The following is a 15,793-nucleotide window of genomic DNA, read 5'->3' as shown; positions in this document are numbered from 1 at the left end:
CGACCCATGCTGCTGAAACTATGCGCACATCGCGCGGCATCGCTTGGTTGCTCAGCCTGTTGGCAGGTGCCGTTTTCGTTGGCGCGTAAACTATGGACGATTAGCGCTTTGGTTGTACGTATTTTCACGGGGTCTCACTGCCGGATTTACCAGGGCCGCTTACGGTTCCATAGGAGCGGCTGACTAGCCACTTGCTTCCGTGAAGGGACAGCGCAGCTATCTGCCTCGGCGGGCCAGCATCAGGAAGTCTCCGCGCCATCCGACGATCGCAGTCGCGATCGCCGCGATCACGATCTTGCCGGCGAGCCATGCCGCGGGCTCGGTCGGAATTGCGCCGAGTGATCCGATCAGGACCGCAGCCGCCACCGCCTGCGCGACCAACGACCAGCGCGGGAATGCGTCGAAGCGCAGGGTCGGACCGAGCGCAGCGAGGATCGTCGCAAGTGTGGCGACCGAAGCGCAGCCGACAGCCTGCCGCGGCGACAGGCCCGCCCATGTTGCGGCAAACACGACAGCTGCGACGGTTGCGAGCTGCCCCGCGGCGACGACCACAAGCCTGGTCGCGAGCTTCTCCAGGTGTGGAACGACGGCAGCTGTGGCCTGCAGATGGGTGTGCAGGAAATAGAAGACGGCGACTGCCGGCGCCGTCGCCAGAAAGCCGTCAAGGCTCTCGCGTGGCACCACCATGCGGGCGGCATCAGGAATGAAGCCTACCAGCCCACCGAGCAGCACAAGGGTGGTGCAGACCATGAATTCGAACATCCGTCGGGCCGATTCAACCGACTTCACGACCGGCCGGCGTTCGAACTCTTTGACCACGTCGGGATAACTTACGGTGTGGATCGCCGCATTGAGAACCCAGAACGGGCGTTGCAGCAGATCGAGCGCGATCGAGAATCCGGCACCTGCGCCGGTCGCGCCCAGCCTGCCGATGATGATGATCCGGAGCAGAACGGGCACCGACAGATGGATGACGGACGCGCCCGCGGCGAGCATGCCGTAACGGGCGAAGCTCTTCCAGTCGGCCAGCATCGTCTGCAACGAAGTACGCTCTACAGGCGTGCGATAGACGGCCATGCCGGCAAGGAGGCCCAGGACGTGACCCGACGCGATACCGAGCAGCGCTGCCTCCGCCGTTCCTGAAGTCGCTGCTCCCAACGCGCCTCCGGCCAGAAGCGCGGTTGCACGGAGTGCGAGAAGAGAGGAGGCCACTCCCAACCGGTCGGACAGACGCACCGTCAGAAAATAGAGATCCGTCAGGCCCTGAAGCACGGAAATGCCGAGACCCAGTGCAATGATCGCCGTCGGCAGGACACTGGCCAGAGATGCGCAGCTGCCGCCCACGATCAGCGCGCCAGCACTCGACAGGCCTGCTGCAAAGAGCGACCACCTCAGCCGAGCCGCCTCGTCTTCGTTGGCTGCCGCCAGGAAACGCAGTCCGGAGAGCTGCAGCCACTCGAACATCAGAACGCAGAGCAATTGGCTCGAGGCCAGTGCCAGCGAGAAATTGGTGTAGGCGGCGGCGGGCAGCAGATGGCTGACTGCGAAGATCAGGATGATCGCCGCGGCGCTCTGATAGACGTAGCCCGCCATCGCGAAGAGGCGTGTCATCTCGGAATGAGGCGCTCCTTGGCCACAGCCCGTCCCAGCGGCGCATCGGCCGTTGCCGCGTGCAGGCGCGACATCCGTTGCTCCCGCAATTGTTCATACAGGTTCTTGTATGACGACAGCACGTCGGCAAATACCCATTTATTGGTGTCCGCGATCAGGCGCCGGCTGATCTCATCGATCTTGTGCGGATCCGCCGCGACCGCGAGCATGCTGTCCGCCAGCGATTGCGGGTCGGCTTCAGTGAGCCAGCCGGTCACGCCATGCTGAATGACTTCGGGCATGCCGCCAAAGCGGGTTCCGAGCAGGGGCCTGCCGGCCGCCTTTGCGTCCGCGACGACGAGCGGGCCGGGGTCGTGCCAGATCGATGGTGCGACCACTACGTCGACTTGCTTGTAGAAATCGTCAGGCGCCACGAAGCCCATGAACTCAATTCGTGCATCTCCCGAGAGAGCCCGGAGACGTCCTTGCTCTTGGTCGCTGACCCGACCGGCGATCAGCATCCGGATCCGGTCGCGGGGCAGCAGAGCAAGAGCCAGCATGAGGTTATCGATGCCCTTTTCCTCCGTAAGCCGGCCGATGAACCCGAACGTCACTTCCGCGGTGCAGATGGGACGTGGATAGGGCTCACGCGGCGGCTCGGTCGAGGCGTTGCGGATCACGGTACGGATCGGCGTCTCCGAGAACATGCCAATGTCGGTATGAATGGACAGGACGCGCTCGCTCACACCGACCACGGCGCTGAGCCAGTGCGTGGCGCGCTTGCGATGAAAGGTCAGGATCCCGCAGCTCGTGCAAGTGTGCCCGCAGGAATGTCCCTTGTCGAAGCGCGAGCACCGCGGGCAGGTCAGGTAATAGTCGTGAAGCGTATGGAGCACCGGGACCTCGAGCTGGGCGGCAACGCGCCAGATCGCGGTGGTGAGACCCGACAAATTGTTGGAGTGCAGTACGTCCGGCTTGAAGGCCCGGATGCGCTCCGCGATCAGGGGCGCCTGCATCTGCCAATCGTCGATGGCGTGCCAGATGCTGCGCAACGCGACGTTTTTCTGCTCCGTGAAGGGCAGATAGATATTCCGCACGGGCGCAGAATAGATGTTGATGCCGTTGCAGGTCTCGCGAGCCTGCTGGGGCGCGGGTGCTGCGCGTATAACCTCGACCTCGTCTCCGCGTTGCGCCAGGCCTTCGGCGAAACGTCGCGCGAAGATCTCTGCGCCGCCGACGATCTTTGGCGCCTGAGGCGTCGGATAAAGCGTGGATGTCAAAAGAACTTTCATCGCGTAACCCCATATCTGCAAAATGGCGTCTATCGCACCGGACGTATCTCCAGGGCGGGAATGGCACTGTCATTGGCTGCAATGAGAACCGGAGTGCTCGAAACCGGAATCCAGATTCCGGAAGCCGGTTTTGCGGTCGCATTGCACGGCATCGCAAAGCTCGCGCCTTGCTGATCGTCCTTGATCCGGATTTCGTAGCGTCGGCCCGGGGCCTCGGACCAGACCGCAACTCTGCCGCCGGACGTCGTCGATGCGTTGATCGACACGACGCCGCTGGCGAGCTCTCGTCGCTCGGCACTCAGGCTGGAGCGGATGAAGGCCCAGGCGCCCTGGGCCGCGCAGGCGACCGGCTTCGGCGAATTGTCGAAACGATAGAGGCCGAAATTGTGCTCCAGGTCCGACGGATTCGTTCCGCTGTCCTTGAGCTCGTAGAGCCACATTCCCTTGAGCCAGCGCGTTGCAGTCGACGCCCACAGGATCAGTTGTGCCGTATTGTCGGCCTGGGCCTGTTCGTTGACGCCGCACTTGTTGCTGGCGGTGGTCCAGCCGGTCTCGGTGACATAGATCGGGAAGGTGGGGTTTCCGCTCGCCTGGCTGACGAGGCGGTGAAACGCCGTCAGCCTGTCGATGATTTCGGCCGAGGTGCGTTTGCTCGGGCCCATGCAGAAATTATAGAGATGGATCGAAGCGCCGTCCGCGTACTGGAGAATGCCGGTGCGCAGCATCTTCTCCGTCCATATCCAGCCCGGATCGTCGCCGAGTGCTCCGACCAGGAAAGGCGCATTCGGCGCAACGCGCTTGACCGCCGGTCGTGCGACCTGCGCGAGCGCCAGATAATTTTCCGGCGAGAACGCAGCATCTTTCTTCGACGCCAGGTTCCATTCGTTCCAGAGCTCAAACAGGGGATCTTGCGCTACGACCGATCGCGCCGCCGCAGCGGCATACTCCGCGAAGCGCTGCCGGGCTTCATCGGTCGTCGGTGGCGAGGAATTCGGGATGAGATGATGGCCGAAGGCCAGAATCAGGAGAGGGCGTGCGACGCCGGACCTGACTTGCGCCTCGAGCCTGCCAAGTCTGGGGTTGAACCCCAGCCGGCGTCCTGGCATCTCGAAATCGGACCAGGGGAAATCGTCGCGGAAAGCGTTCAAGCCGAGTTGCTTGATCTGGGCGATGTTCTCGGCAGGAACATATCCGCGCGCGCTCACTGGGCCGCCAAGCCCCTGATGCGTGCCGACCCCGAGCAGGAATCGGGCATCGAGCGGCTGCGCCTGCTGCGCGCAGACGGAGGCTGGCAGGAGAATGGATGCGATGAGGCTCGCGACCCGAAGACTGTCGCGAAGCAAGGTGCATGGGAGCGGTCGAGCCATCAGAAATTCTTGGAAAGATCCGACTGCAGTCCCGCCTTCGCCTCGACCCCGTCGCCCTGGAGAAGCTCGACATAGACCTGCTGCAATTGTGCATGCGTCTTCTGAACGTCATACAGCTGCTTGAAGCGGTCGTAGCCGCGCTGTCCCAGCACCTTGAGGTCGAGATCGAGCGCGCGCCGGAAACCATCGACGAGCGGCTGGACCGCGACGGGCTCGCAAAGCACCCCCGTCACACCGTCGACGACGATCTCGGGCAGCGCGCCGCTGCGGAACGCCAGGATCGGCTTGGCCGCTCGCATTGCTTCAAGGGCAACGAGACCAAACGCCTCCCATCGTGACGGAATCACGACGAGGTCGGCGGCCTCGAGCTGAGTCTCGATGGCGGGGCGATCCAGCCAGCCCAGCAGCGAGACATTGGAAGGCACCGTCGGCCCTTCGTATTTATTGACGACGGAGGCGCCGATGATGCGAACGTCCAGCACATCCTCGAGCGAGCGCGCTGCTTCGATCAGGAGATCGAAGCCCTTCTGTCGGTCCAGGCGCCCGATGAACAGGACCTTGACCTTCTTGGACGTCCAGTCGGCCGCAACGGGCTGCGGATTGCGGCTCTTCGCGATGCCATTGTGGACGACAGTGAGGCGGTCGGCAGAAATTCCCGCGCGGATCGCCTCGCTATACTCGTCACCCGAGATGCAGATGATGCGGTCCGACGTTCGCGCGAGAAGAGTTTCTGCGGCCTTCGTCACGACATGGCTGAGACGACCGGTCTCGCGCGCAAACGCCCAGCCGTGTGGGCAATAGACGACCCGCGGACCGTCCGAGCGGGCTGCCAGCGCAGGGCGAAGCACGAGTCCTGCAAAGGAAGAGTGCAGGTGCACCACATCCGGGCGAAAGGCGTCGAGGGCTTGCATGCTTGCGCGCAGCATCTGGAATAATCCCGAGATGCTGCGGCTGGACCGCTCGAACGTCGTAATCTGATTGTCATCGATCGCGCCGAGATCGCGTCGATGATCCGAGGGCACGACATAGTGCACGTTGTCGGCGCCGAAGCTCGCCTGTTGCTGTGGATGCAGTTCATTCAGGTAACTGGCGATGCCGCCGCGGATCGTCTCGGCGATGTGCAGCACTTTCATCGTTTGCCTCGCATAGAACCGCGTAGGAGAGCCGGACATCGTGTATCCCTGTTCTGTTTTCGCTAGTGCGAAACACAGTTCCTCGAATACGTAGCGATATTGGGGCAGCGATGTGGTTATGTTGCGCCATGCTCTGCTCGCTTGCGATCATCGCGCGATCGGAAAAATTTCCTGGAACCACACGCGGAGCCGCGAGTTGCAAAACGTTTGTGCAAAAACCAATGCGCGCGATAGGCGAGCTATGTCGAATTTCAAGCAGCGCTGGCGACGCTTGCTGGTGTCGCAAGGTGATCCAGCAGCGCCTTCGCAGATTTCTTCCACGAATAGAATGCCAAGCGATCCTGCTGCCGCCTGCGTTCCTGGTCCGAGATCGTGCCGATTGCCAATCTTTCGAGCATGAGTTGCTTCAGCGCTTCAGCGTCGTTGGCGCGAAAATACGCAGCCGCCTCACCACACGTCTCGACGACGGCATCTGCCGTCGATGCGATCACCGGACAGCCGAAGATCATGGCTTCGAGTGGAGGCACACCGAAGCCCTCGTAGAGCGAGGGAAACACGAATGCCGACGCCTGAGCATACAGCGCCGCGATCTCGCCGTCGGTGAGACGACCGGCGAGCACCAGGCCGGCAGATCCTTCGCCCGAATTATCCTGAAAGACCTTGCTGTTATCGCCTCCGACGACGACCAATGGAACGTCGGGTCGATCGAGCAACTGGACGGCGCGAATCGCAACGGAAAGATTCTTGTTCTTGGTCCTTGAGCCCACGAAGAGGAAGAACCTCTGCGGCCTGACTCCAAGCCGCGCGAGAATTCCGGGGTCCGGCTTGGTAGCCGCAAAATGTTCGGCGCTGTTGGGGAAGACCGGAATGCTCGATGCCGATAGATTCAGCACGTCGGCGAGTTCTCTGCGGGAAAAGGCCGACACGGTTGCGATGGCTGCGTGCCGGGAGAGCAACCGCCCCATCGTCCGATGCACGGCCAGATAGCGCCAATCGAAGAAATCGGGCCGGCGAAAGACCTGGGCGTCGTGGATCACGACAATGTGGTCGCGATGGAAGACGGGACCGGAATTGGAGAGGCTGATCAAGCGGCCGCCGGCAGCGGCGCGCGCCAGTTCGATTTGATCCCACGCGTGCCCATGCAACCGGCCGACAGCGCGAATCTTGATCCGATCAAGATCGAGATGTTCAGTTGCATCTGCAGGCGTCAGCAACTGCCAATCGGCATTGCGCAACGAGGCCGAAGTCTGCTCCGACGCAAGCAGCGCGTCGATTGCCTTGACCATTTCAGCGGCATAGCGCTGAACGCCCGTGAGCTTTTGCGACAGAAAGCGGCCGTTGATGAAGATCTTCAATTAGCTACCACGATTGTTGTTGGAGTTCCTGCCGGATTTCGGTGCTTGGGACGGGGCGGAGCGGCAAGTGAGCAATGGTTAGGTACAGAAATATGACGCAGCCCGGCATGGCTCGGAGGCGCCGCTTGCATGGCCGGCCTCGCCTTGCTGCGTGCGAGACCGGGGTGTAGAGGTCGATGATGACCGATGACACCCACTCCCTCCGTAGCGGCTCCCTCACGGCAACGATCAAGGCGCACGGTGCCGAGTTGTGTTCGTTGAAGGACAGCAGCATCGAGTTTCTTTGGCAGGCCGGGCCGGAGTGGCCGCGTCACGCGCCGCTGCTGTTTCCGATCGTCGGACGCCTCGCCAACGACGAACTGCGGCATCGGGGCAAGGCCTATCGGATGACTCAGCATGGCTTTGCCCGCGACAGACGCTTTATTTGGGCAGAACGCGGCGAGAGTCGTTGCGCCCTGGTGCTCGTAGACGATGAGGCGACGCGGGCGCTCTATCCGTTCGCATTCCGCCTTACGGCCGCCTATGCGATCGATCAGCTCGGGCTCGACCTGACACTCACGATCGCGAACACCGGCAAGGAAGTCTTGCCCGCGTCGATCGGCGGCCATCCTGCCTTCAACTGGCCGCTCCAGCCTGGCGCGGCCAAGGAGAGCTATGCGCTGACCTTCGATCGCGCAGAGCAGTCTCCTATCCGCCGTCTCAATGGTGGACTGTTGCGGCCGGAAGCGGAGCCGAGCCCGGTCAAAGGCGCCTCGCTCCCTTTGTCCGAATCCCTGTTCACCGACGACGCCATCATCTTCGACCGGATCGAGAGCAATTCCGTCCGCTACGGCGCGAGGCTGGGCGCATCGAGCGGACCTTGGCTGAAGATGTCCTGGCGCGGCTTTCGCGAGCTCGGCATCTGGTCGAAACCATCAGGCGCGCCGTTCCTCTGCATCGAGCCCTGGCACGGCCATGCCAGTCCCGCCGGCTTCGACGGCGAATTCACCGACAAGCCGGGGCTCATGCATATCGCGCCGGACGCGGAAGAGTCCTTGTCGTACCGGATCGAAGTCGGATCGTCGTGAAGCCGCAAGGCGGCTGATCGTCTTCTCAGACCTCAATGCACGCGGGATCCTCGCCGAGCACCGATCGTGTATTTCGCAAGGCGGCGGAGGCTCGCGCTCCAAAGAGCGGCTCTAACACAGCGGCTCGCCGTCAACGTGACGCCACGCGCTTTCTTCTGCCTTCGATGCGCGCCTTGATCTGGCTGATCCTCGCCTCGTGTGCGGCCCAGTAGGCGCGGCTGGCGGCCGCGGTGCCTTGCCGGTGGCGGGCATAGACGGCTTTGGGCTGCACCGGCGTTTTCGATCGGGTCGCCGGTTTTGCCGGGGCCACAGCTGCAATCGCGGGCGCCGCATCTGTCGTAGCCGCAGCTTCGGTGCCTAACGGCATTGCGCTGATCGCAACGAGACGGTTACGGGCCCGGTTGCAGTAGACCTGCGACCGGGCCGTCGGCTTTTCTTCATCCTGACCTGCCCGGTATTTGATCAGGGCGCGGCAGAGATCGCCGCCGGCCACACGCCAGGCCAGGCTGAGAGCAAGCACGCCGTAATGAATGTTGACGTCGGGTTCTGCGAGTTCCGCGTTGCTTCCGCGAAAGCCCAGCATCGCCGCCGTCTCGGGCCGTACCTGCATCAGGCCGATCTCGCCCCCGCTGCCGATGACGGACGGGTTGTAGCCGCTTTCGACGAAGACGACCGCCTCGGCAACAGCAGCCGGTAGATCGGTGCTTGCGGTTTCTCTCTCGATGATCCTCCGGATCATGGCCCGGGATGACGGAGTCTCGCCAGCGCCGAGCTCTGTGCTGGCGTCGGCGATCGTCGAGGTCGTGCGCGGCCCGTCGATATCGCCGTCGCTGGCATGTGCGCCGATCGGCATCGACAAAAGCAGGACGACCGCGACGTGTCTCCACATCGCGCCGAGCCCGAAGTGCGGCCGATCCCACAGCATGGGTCTGTCATAGGGCGGCGGAGTTAACAAACCGCCATTTCACCCGACCTCACTGTCGCGCGGGGCGGCGTGAAGCTGGTTGCGGCGTCGACGCGTTCGCCCGGCGAGGTGTTGTAGCCGCGGACGACGGGACGACGCGGATGAGGTTAAGCCAAGGAACGCCTTCCCCCTCGCGCGTGTTGTGGCTTGGCGGGGGCAATGCGGATGCTATGGTGTCCCGCACTCACGACAGGACGAGGATATTTCAGTGGCTGATGTTCATCCCGCGGCGGGCAAGCAGGCCTCGCCGGACGCGCTCACCAACATTCCGCGGCTGGTCACGGCTTATTTCGCCGGCAAGCCGGATGCGTCCGATCCTGCGCAGCGCGTGGCGTTCGGCACGTCGGGGCATCGCGGCACTTCGTTCAAGAACACGTTCAACGAAGGCCACATCCTGGCGACCACGCAGGCCATTTGCGATTACCGGCGCGAGAAGGGACTGACAGGACCGCTGTTCATCGGCATCGACACCCACGCGCTGGCCGAGCCGGCGCTGGTCAGCGCCATCGAGGTGTTCGCCGCCAACGGCGTCGAGATCATGATCGACAAGGACGGCGGCTACACGCCGACGCCCGTCATCTCGCACGCCATCCTCACCTACAACAAGGGCCGCACCAGCGGTCTCGCCGACGGCGTCGTCATCACGCCATCGCACAATCCGCCCGAGGACGGCGGCTACAAGTACAATCCGCCGCATGGCGGTCCGGCCGATACGGACGTGACCGGCGTGGTCGAAAAACGGGCCAACGCCTATCTCGCCGACGGACTCAAGGACGTGAAGCGGATCGATTATGCCAGGGCGCGCAAGTCGTCGAACGTCCACGCTTACGACTTCGTCACGCCTTATGTCGCCGACCTCGGCAACGTGGTCGATCTCGACCTCGTGAAGTCCGCCGGCGTCAAGATCGGCATCGATCCGCTCGGCGGCGCCGCCGTGCACTACTGGCATCCGATCATCGAGTGCTACGGCCTGAATGCTACTGTCGTGAACGAGGCGATCGATCCGACCTTCCGCTTCATGACGGTCGATTGGGACGGCAAGATCCGCATGGACTGCTCCTCGCCCTACGCCATGGCAAGCCTGATCGGCATGCGCGACCGCTTCGACGTCGCTTTCGCCAATGACACCGACGCCGATCGCCACGGCATCGTCACGCGCACCGGCGGGTTGATGAACCCGAACCATTATCTCGCGACCGCGATCTCCTACCTGTTTACGCATCGGCCGAACTGGGGCAAGGACGCCGCGATCGGCAAGACGGTGGTGTCGAGCTCCATCATCGATCGCGTCGCCAAGAAGCTCGGCCGCAAGCTGGTCGAGACGCCGGTTGGTTTCAAATGGTTCGTCGACGGCCTCGTCACCGGCGGCTTCGGCTTCGGCGGCGAGGAGAGTGCAGGGGCCTCGTTCCTGCGCCGCGACGGCACGGTGTGGACCACCGACAAGGACGGCGTCATCCTCGGCCTGCTCGCCGCCGAGATCATGGCGAAGACCGGCCGCGATCCGAGCCAGTTCTTTGCCGATCTCACCGCCGAGTTCGGCATGCCCCATTACGCCCGCATCGATGTCGCCGCGACCGGGCCGCAGAAGAACATCCTGAAATCAGTCACGCCGGAGCAGCTCGGCCTGAAGGAACTCGCCGGCGATCCGGTTCGCTCGACGCTGAGCAAGGCACCCGGCAACGGTCAGCCCTTCGGTGGCATCAAGGTCGAAACCGATTTCGGCTGGTTCGCCGCAAGGCCCTCGGGAACGGAGGATGTGTACAAGATCTATGCCGAGAGTTTTCGCAGTCCGGAGCACCTGAAGCGGATCCAGGAAGAGGCGCAGGCGGGCTTGGCGAAGGTGTTCGGGGCGTAAGCAGGGCGCGGGGCCCCTCTCGCCCTCTGAGTTATCGCCGCATTCTTGTATACATTGGATGAAGTAGAGGTATTATATTAGGCTAATTTTGGCCTTGAACGATTCTCCCGCACGGCTATTGTATACATAAAGCATACATAAGCCGTGGGAGTGAGACAGTGACAAAACCCTTCCCCATGAATGCCTGGTACGCCGCCGCCTGGGACGCCGAAGTGAAGGCGGCGCTGCTGCCGCGGACGATCTGCGGCAAGCACGTCGTGATGTACCGGAAGGCCGGCGGCTCGGTGGCCGCTCTGGAGGACGCCTGCTGGCATCGCCTGGTGCCGCTGTCCAAGGGCCGGCTCGAAGGCGACACCGTCGTCTGCGGCTATCACGGCCTGAAGTTCAACGCGCAGGGGCGCTGCACCTTCATGCCCTCGCAGGAGACCATCAATCCGTCAGCCTGCGTGCGCGCCTATCCGGTGGTCGAACGCCACCGCTACATCTGGCTCTGGATGGGGGATCCCGCGCTGGCCGATCCCGCGCTGGTGCCGGACATGCACTGGAATCACGATCCCGCCTGGGCGGGCGACGGCAAGACCATCCACGTCAAATGCGATTACCGCCTCGTGCTCGACAATCTCATGGACCTCACCCACGAGACCTTCGTGCACGGCTCTTCCATCGGCAATGATGCGGTGGCCGAGGCCCCGTTCGACGTCACCCATGGCGAGAAGACGGTGACGGTGACGCGCTGGATGCGGAACATCGAGCCGCCGCCGTTCTGGGCCAAGCAGCTCGGCAAGCCGGGGCTCGTCGACCGTTGGCAGATCATCCGCTTCGAGGCTCCGTGCACGATCGCCATCGACGTCGGTGTGGCCCCGGCCGGCAGCGGCGCGCCGGAAGGCGACCGCTCGCACGGCGTCAACGGCTTCGTGCTCAATACCATCACGCCCGAGACCGAGAAGACCTGCCACTATTTCTGGGCCTTCGTCCGCAACTACCGTATCGGCGAGCAGCGCATCACCACCGAGATCCGCGAGGGCGTCTCCGGCATCTTCCGTGAGGACGAGCTGATTCTGGAAGCACAGCAGCGCGCGATGGACGAGAATCCGGATCGCATCTTCTACAATCTCAACGTCGATGCCGGCGCGATGTGGGCGCGCAAGCTGATCGATCGGATGGTGGCGAAGGAAAGCGCCCCAAAGCACCTTCAGGCCGCGGAGTAGAGCATGGCCGAACGTGAGGTCGACCGCTCCGTCTCGCAGACCGTGAAGGCGCAGCTTGCGTTGCGCGACCAGATCCTGTCCGGCGCTTTGCGTCCGGGCGAGCGCATCTCCGAGCTGCAGGCGGTGGAGACGACAGGCGCTTCGCGCACGCCCGTGCGCATGGCGTTGGTGCGGCTGGAGGAAGAGGGCCTCCTGGAGGCGATCCCCTCCGGCGGCTTCATGGTCAAGGCGTTCTCCGAGCGCGACATTTCCGATTCCATCGAGCTCCGCGGCACGCTCGAAGGCCTGGCTGCGCGCTTCGCCGCCGAGCGCGGCGTCTCCGCGCGCGAGCTCGAGCCGCTGAAGGAATGCCTGGCCGCGATTGACGAATTGCTGCGGCAGGTGCCGATCTCGGTCGATGCGTTCTCGGCCTACGTCACGCTGAACGCACGCTTCCACGCCTTGCTCACGGAGCTGTCGCGCAGCCCGCCGCTGATCCGGCAGATCGACCGCGCCTCGGCGCTGCCGTTTGCATCCCCGAGCGGCTTCGTCATGGCGCAGTCGGCGCTGCCGGAGGCGCAGCAGATCCTGATCATCGGTCAGGAGCACCATCGCGTCGTGATCGACGCCATCGAGAACCGCGAAGGCGCGCGGGCCGAGGCGATCATGCGCGAACATGCGCGGCTTGCCGTGCGAAACCTGCGGCTGGCGCTGCGCAACCGGACCCATCTCGACCTCTTGCCGGCGCTCGCGCTGATCAAGACCGCAACCGATTGAGGGGAGTCCCATGCGCTTCATCGAAAGCTGGATCCCGGCAACGCTGGTCTCGACCCGCGATCTCGCCCCCGGCATCCGCGAATTCCTGATCCGGCCGGATCGGTTCGATGGTGCCGCCTATCCGGTCGGCAGCCACATCAATGTCAGCGTCACCATCGACGGCCTGCCCGAGACGCGGTCCTATTCGCTGGTCGGCGAAGCCTCGCCCGCCGGCTTCAAGGTCGCGGTGCGCCGTGCCGAGGATTCCCGCGGCGGCTCGCGCTACATGTGGTCATTGCAGCCGGGCGCGCGGCTCGACATCACCCAGCCCGCTTCGCTGCTCGCGGTCGATTGGGCTCGCCCCAATTATTGCCTGATCGCCGGTGGCATCGGCATCACGCCCATCCTCGGTGCCGCGCAGGCGCTGGCCCGCCGCGGTGCGGAGCTCACGCTGCACTACGCCGTGCGCTCGCGCGGCGAGGCGGCTTATCTCGGCGACCTCGCCGGGATGCTCGGAGATCGCCTCGTGGTCCATGCCGGTGACGAAGGAAAGCGGCTCGATCTCGATGCATTGTTCGCCTCAGTGCCGCAGGGAACGCTGGCCCTGTTCTGCGGCCCGATGCGGATGCTCGACGCCGCGCGCCACGCCTGGATCGGCGCCGGCCATCCGCTGCCAGATCTCCGCTACGAGACTTTCGGCTCCAGCGGCACCCTGCCGACCGAGGCTTTCCGCGTCCGGCTTAAGGATTCCGATGTCGAGCTCCAGATTCCGCGCGAGCGCTCGATGCTCGACGTGCTCAATGCCAGCGGTCATGACGTGATGTTCGACTGCAGGCGCGGCGAATGCGGCCTCTGTGCCATCGACGTGGTCGCGGTCGACGGCGAGATCGACCATCGCGACGTCTTCTTCAGCGATCACCAGAAGCAGAGCAACCAGAAGATCTGCGCCTGCGTCTCCCGCGCGCGGGGCACCATCGTCGTGGACACGCTGCTGCGGGCGGACGCGATCTAAGCGAGCTCCAAAACCCTTTGGGAGCAACGGACGGTGCCGCAGGCTCCGCCTTCCCGGCTTGCGGGAGAGGGAGTTCACCGCCAACGCGGCGGCGATTTCGGCCCCGATCACTTACGCCGCGTAAGTCATCCGGACCCTCTTCGTCTCCAGCAGCGCCATGACGCCATCAGCCGCCACGGGCCGGCTGATCAGATAGCCCTGCACCTCGTCGCAACCGATCTGGCGCAGATATTCGAGCTGGTCGGCAGTTTCGACGCCCTCGGCGACCACGCCGATGTCGAGGTCGCGCGCCAGCGAAACCACCGACTTCACGATTGCGGCGCAGTCCGGCTGGGCCAGCATGTCGCGGATGAAGGACTGGTCGATTTTGATGCGGCTGAACGGCAGCTTGCGCAGGTAGGTCAGCGACGAGAAGCCGGTGCCGAAATCGTCCAGCGCCACGGTTATGCCGAGCTCCAGCAGCGCATTCAGGACCGATGCGGCCGAGCCGTATTTGGACAGCAGCATCGATTCCGTGATCTCGATCTCGAGCCGGTGCGGGGCGATCCTGGCGTCGGCAATCGCCCGCACGATGGTCTGCAGGATGGCTGTGTTGTGAAACTGCGCCGCGGAGAAGTTCACGGCGACTCTGATCTCTTCCGGCCATAGCGCCACCGTGGCGCAGGCGCGGCGGATGACCCATTCGCCGATCTCGTGGATCAGTCCGGTCTCCTCTGCGATCGGGATGAATTCGTTGGGCGGTACCAACCCGCGCGAGGGATGCTGCCAGCGCAGCAACGCCTCGAAGCCGGTGATGCGATGGTCGTCGAGATCCAGGAACGGCTGGAACACCAGGAATAGCTCGTTTCGCGCGATCGCCCCTGCGAGATCCGATTGCAGCGCCTTGCGGTCGCGTGATGCCCTGTCGTCGACCTCCTCGAAGAAACAGATCGTGCCGGGTCCCGCCTTCTTGGCGCGGTAGAGCGCGGCATCGGCATTCTTCATGAGGTCGAGCGGCGTGTCGCCGTCTCGCGGCGCCAGCACGATGCCGACGCTGGTCGCTCCCACGATCTGGCGCCCGTCGATCCGCAAAGGTTCGTCGAAAGCCGCGACCAGGCGTTCGGCGATTTCGAGCGCATCCTCCGGCCGCGTCAGGTTGGCCATGACGAGCGCGAACTCGTCGCCGCCGATGCGCGCGACGTGCTCGGCCGCACGTGTGCAGCGTTGCAGGCGGCCTGCGACCTGAACCAGGAATTCGTCCCCGGCGGGATGGCCGAACTGGTCGTTGACCTCCTTGAAGCGATCGAGGTCGAGCAGCAGCACCGCGAACTCCTCACCTGATAACGCCAGTCGCTTCAGCGCCGCATCGAGCGTCTCGTTGAAGGCCACGCGGTTGGGCAAATGGGTGAGAGGATCCTGCCGCACCGTGCGCTCAGCCTCTACCTGCCGCGTCACGCGCCGCGCGAACGAGAAAGAGTTGACGAACACGCCGCGCAGCAGCACGCTACCGTAGGCCACGACGAGGAAGGCGATCAGCAGGAAGGCGAGGTCGCCGTTCCTGCCCAGGCAGATAGCGATGCCGAGGAAGATCGGAGCCGTGAAGGCAATGGCCGCGATCGGGATCGTGGCGAACGCGAGCGCGCCGCCGGCCAGCATGCCCGAGCACAGGCAGGTGATGACGAGTTGGCCGCCGGTCGAGGCATCGGCGAAGAAGGCGACCGGGACGATGCCCCAGGCAGCGCCGAGAATGAAGGCATTGCGGACCAGGCGGTGCATGGCGCGCCGCGAGACGAATTGCGGTTTGGTGATGCGGCGCACCGCACGCGAGTGCAGGCCGAACGCGATCGCGGCGCCGGCGACGGCGCCTGCCCAGATCAGCGCAGCGATCCTGTCCGGAGACGGCCACAGCGCGATGGCGAGCACGATGGCGTTGCAGGCATTGGCGAGCATGATGCCGACTGAATAGCCCAGCACCAGCGACATCTGCTCGGCACGGAGATGCCCGGCCATGGCCTCGTCGGTTGCGGGACCGCCAAAGGCCGACAGATCGCCGGCGAACAGCCGCGCGACATAGTTGGTCGTTTGAGTCCGCATTCCCAAGCCTGGCAGCACGAGCCGCTTGTCCGGCTCTCTATCGTGAGAATTCGCTGCAAACCTTTGACGAACTATGAATTATCCCCGTTTGCCACGTTCGCCGCGACCACTTCTGCGTGTTCGTCACGCGGTATCGATAACA

General features: G+C 64.0%; 12 protein-coding genes. 5 read left to right on the top strand and 7 right to left on the bottom strand.

Translation table 11 applies throughout. The annotated features are described in order from the left end of the window. Nucleotides 1-216: 216 nt before the first annotated feature. The 5 genes from ASG57_RS06550 to ASG57_RS06530 form a co-directional block, all read right to left on the bottom strand. Complete coding sequence (locus ASG57_RS06550) at nucleotides 217-1,611, bottom strand: hypothetical protein (RefSeq protein ID WP_057195925.1); 1,395 nt, start codon at nucleotides 1,609-1,611, stop codon at nucleotides 217-219. Then, the gene (locus ASG57_RS06545) at nucleotides 1,608-2,882 is read right to left on the bottom strand and encodes a glycosyltransferase family 4 protein (protein ID WP_057195924.1); all 1,275 of its coding nucleotides are present in this window, start codon (nucleotides 2,880-2,882) and stop codon (nucleotides 1,608-1,610) included. Before ASG57_RS06545 ends, ASG57_RS06550 begins: the two co-directional genes overlap by 4 nt. Before the next feature lie 29 nt (nucleotides 2,883-2,911). Beyond that, entirely contained in the window at nucleotides 2,912-4,249 is a 1,338-nt protein-coding gene (locus ASG57_RS06540) for a hypothetical protein (RefSeq protein ID WP_057195923.1), read from the bottom strand. Further along, nucleotides 4,249-5,382 carry a glycosyltransferase gene (locus ASG57_RS06535; protein WP_057195922.1) on the bottom strand — a complete coding sequence of 378 codons (1,134 nt, stop codon included), beginning with the start codon at nucleotides 5,380-5,382 and terminating at the stop codon, nucleotides 4,249-4,251. The genes ASG57_RS06540 and ASG57_RS06535 overlap by 1 nt, the downstream gene beginning before the upstream one ends. A gap of 251 nt (nucleotides 5,383-5,633) precedes the next feature. Further along, nucleotides 5,634-6,737: a glycosyltransferase family 4 protein gene (locus ASG57_RS06530; RefSeq protein WP_057195921.1), complete on the bottom strand. Its 1,104-nt coding sequence runs from the start codon at nucleotides 6,735-6,737 to the stop codon at nucleotides 5,634-5,636. Between the two features lie 179 nt (nucleotides 6,738-6,916). Between ASG57_RS06530 and ASG57_RS06525 the strand changes: the two genes are divergently transcribed. Continuing rightward, nucleotides 6,917-7,804 carry an aldose 1-epimerase family protein gene (locus ASG57_RS06525; RefSeq protein ID WP_057195964.1) on the top strand — a complete coding sequence of 296 codons (888 nt, stop codon included), beginning with the start codon at nucleotides 6,917-6,919 and terminating at the stop codon, nucleotides 7,802-7,804. A 130-nt stretch (nucleotides 7,805-7,934) separates the two neighbouring features. Here ASG57_RS06525 and ASG57_RS06520 read toward each other — a convergent pair whose 3' ends face one another. After that, nucleotides 7,935-8,729, bottom strand: coding sequence for a transglycosylase SLT domain-containing protein (locus tag ASG57_RS06520; protein ID WP_057195920.1), 795 nt, complete (start codon nucleotides 8,727-8,729; stop codon nucleotides 7,935-7,937). Between the two features lie 247 nt (nucleotides 8,730-8,976). Between ASG57_RS06520 and pgm the strand changes: the two genes are divergently transcribed. The 4 genes from pgm (at nucleotide 8,977) to ASG57_RS06500 (ending at nucleotide 13,578) form a co-directional block, all read left to right on the top strand. Continuing rightward, on the top strand, nucleotides 8,977-10,623 hold the full coding sequence (gene pgm / locus ASG57_RS06515) for a phosphoglucomutase (alpha-D-glucose-1,6-bisphosphate-dependent) (protein ID WP_024341385.1): 1,647 nt from the start codon (nucleotides 8,977-8,979) through the stop codon (nucleotides 10,621-10,623). Between the two features lie 158 nt (nucleotides 10,624-10,781). Further along, on the top strand, nucleotides 10,782-11,831 hold the full coding sequence (locus ASG57_RS06510; protein ID WP_024341386.1) for an aromatic ring-hydroxylating dioxygenase subunit alpha: 1,050 nt from the start codon (nucleotides 10,782-10,784) through the stop codon (nucleotides 11,829-11,831). A 3-nt stretch (nucleotides 11,832-11,834) separates the two neighbouring features. After that, nucleotides 11,835-12,587 carry a GntR family transcriptional regulator gene (locus ASG57_RS06505; protein ID WP_024341387.1) on the top strand — a complete coding sequence of 251 codons (753 nt, stop codon included), beginning with the start codon at nucleotides 11,835-11,837 and terminating at the stop codon, nucleotides 12,585-12,587. A 10-nt stretch (nucleotides 12,588-12,597) separates the two neighbouring features. Beyond that, on the top strand, nucleotides 12,598-13,578 hold the full coding sequence (locus ASG57_RS06500) for a PDR/VanB family oxidoreductase (protein WP_024341388.1): 981 nt from the start codon (nucleotides 12,598-12,600) through the stop codon (nucleotides 13,576-13,578). A gap of 111 nt (nucleotides 13,579-13,689) precedes the next feature. Here ASG57_RS06500 and ASG57_RS06495 read toward each other — a convergent pair whose 3' ends face one another. Beyond that, nucleotides 13,690-15,651, bottom strand: a complete 1,962-nt coding sequence (locus ASG57_RS06495) for a putative bifunctional diguanylate cyclase/phosphodiesterase (protein WP_024341389.1) — start codon at nucleotides 15,649-15,651, stop codon at nucleotides 13,690-13,692. Nucleotides 15,652-15,793: the final 142 nt, after the last annotated feature.

The sequence above is a fragment of the Bradyrhizobium sp. Leaf396 genome (assembly GCF_001424605.1).
Lineage (GTDB): Bacteria > Pseudomonadota > Alphaproteobacteria > Rhizobiales > Xanthobacteraceae > Bradyrhizobium > Bradyrhizobium japonicum_C.
Note: the sequence above shows the minus strand (reverse complement) of the source record. Positions and strands in the feature narration are given on the sequence as shown.

Coding starts and splice junctions, on each gene's coding strand:
- ASG57_RS06550 (WP_057195925.1), bottom strand. CDS start 1,611: ATGACACGCCTCTTCGCGATGGCGGGCTACGTCTATCAGAGCGCCGCG.
- ASG57_RS06545 (WP_057195924.1), bottom strand. CDS start 2,882: ATGAAAGTTCTTTTGACATCCACGCTTTATCCGACGCCTCAGGCGCCA.
- ASG57_RS06540 (WP_057195923.1), bottom strand. CDS start 4,249: ATGGCTCGACCGCTCCCATGCACCTTGCTTCGCGACAGTCTTCGGGTC.
- ASG57_RS06535 (WP_057195922.1), bottom strand. CDS start 5,382: ATGAAAGTGCTGCACATCGCCGAGACGATCCGCGGCGGCATCGCCAGT.
- ASG57_RS06525 (WP_057195964.1), top strand. CDS start 6,917: ATGACCGATGACACCCACTCCCTCCGTAGCGGCTCCCTCACGGCAACG.
- ASG57_RS06520 (WP_057195920.1), bottom strand. CDS start 8,729: ATGCTGTGGGATCGGCCGCACTTCGGGCTCGGCGCGATGTGGAGACAC.
- ASG57_RS06505 (WP_024341387.1), top strand. CDS start 11,835: ATGGCCGAACGTGAGGTCGACCGCTCCGTCTCGCAGACCGTGAAGGCG.
- ASG57_RS06500 (WP_024341388.1), top strand. CDS start 12,598: ATGCGCTTCATCGAAAGCTGGATCCCGGCAACGCTGGTCTCGACCCGC.
- ASG57_RS06495 (WP_024341389.1), bottom strand. CDS start 15,651: ATGCGGACTCAAACGACCAACTATGTCGCGCGGCTGTTCGCCGGCGAT.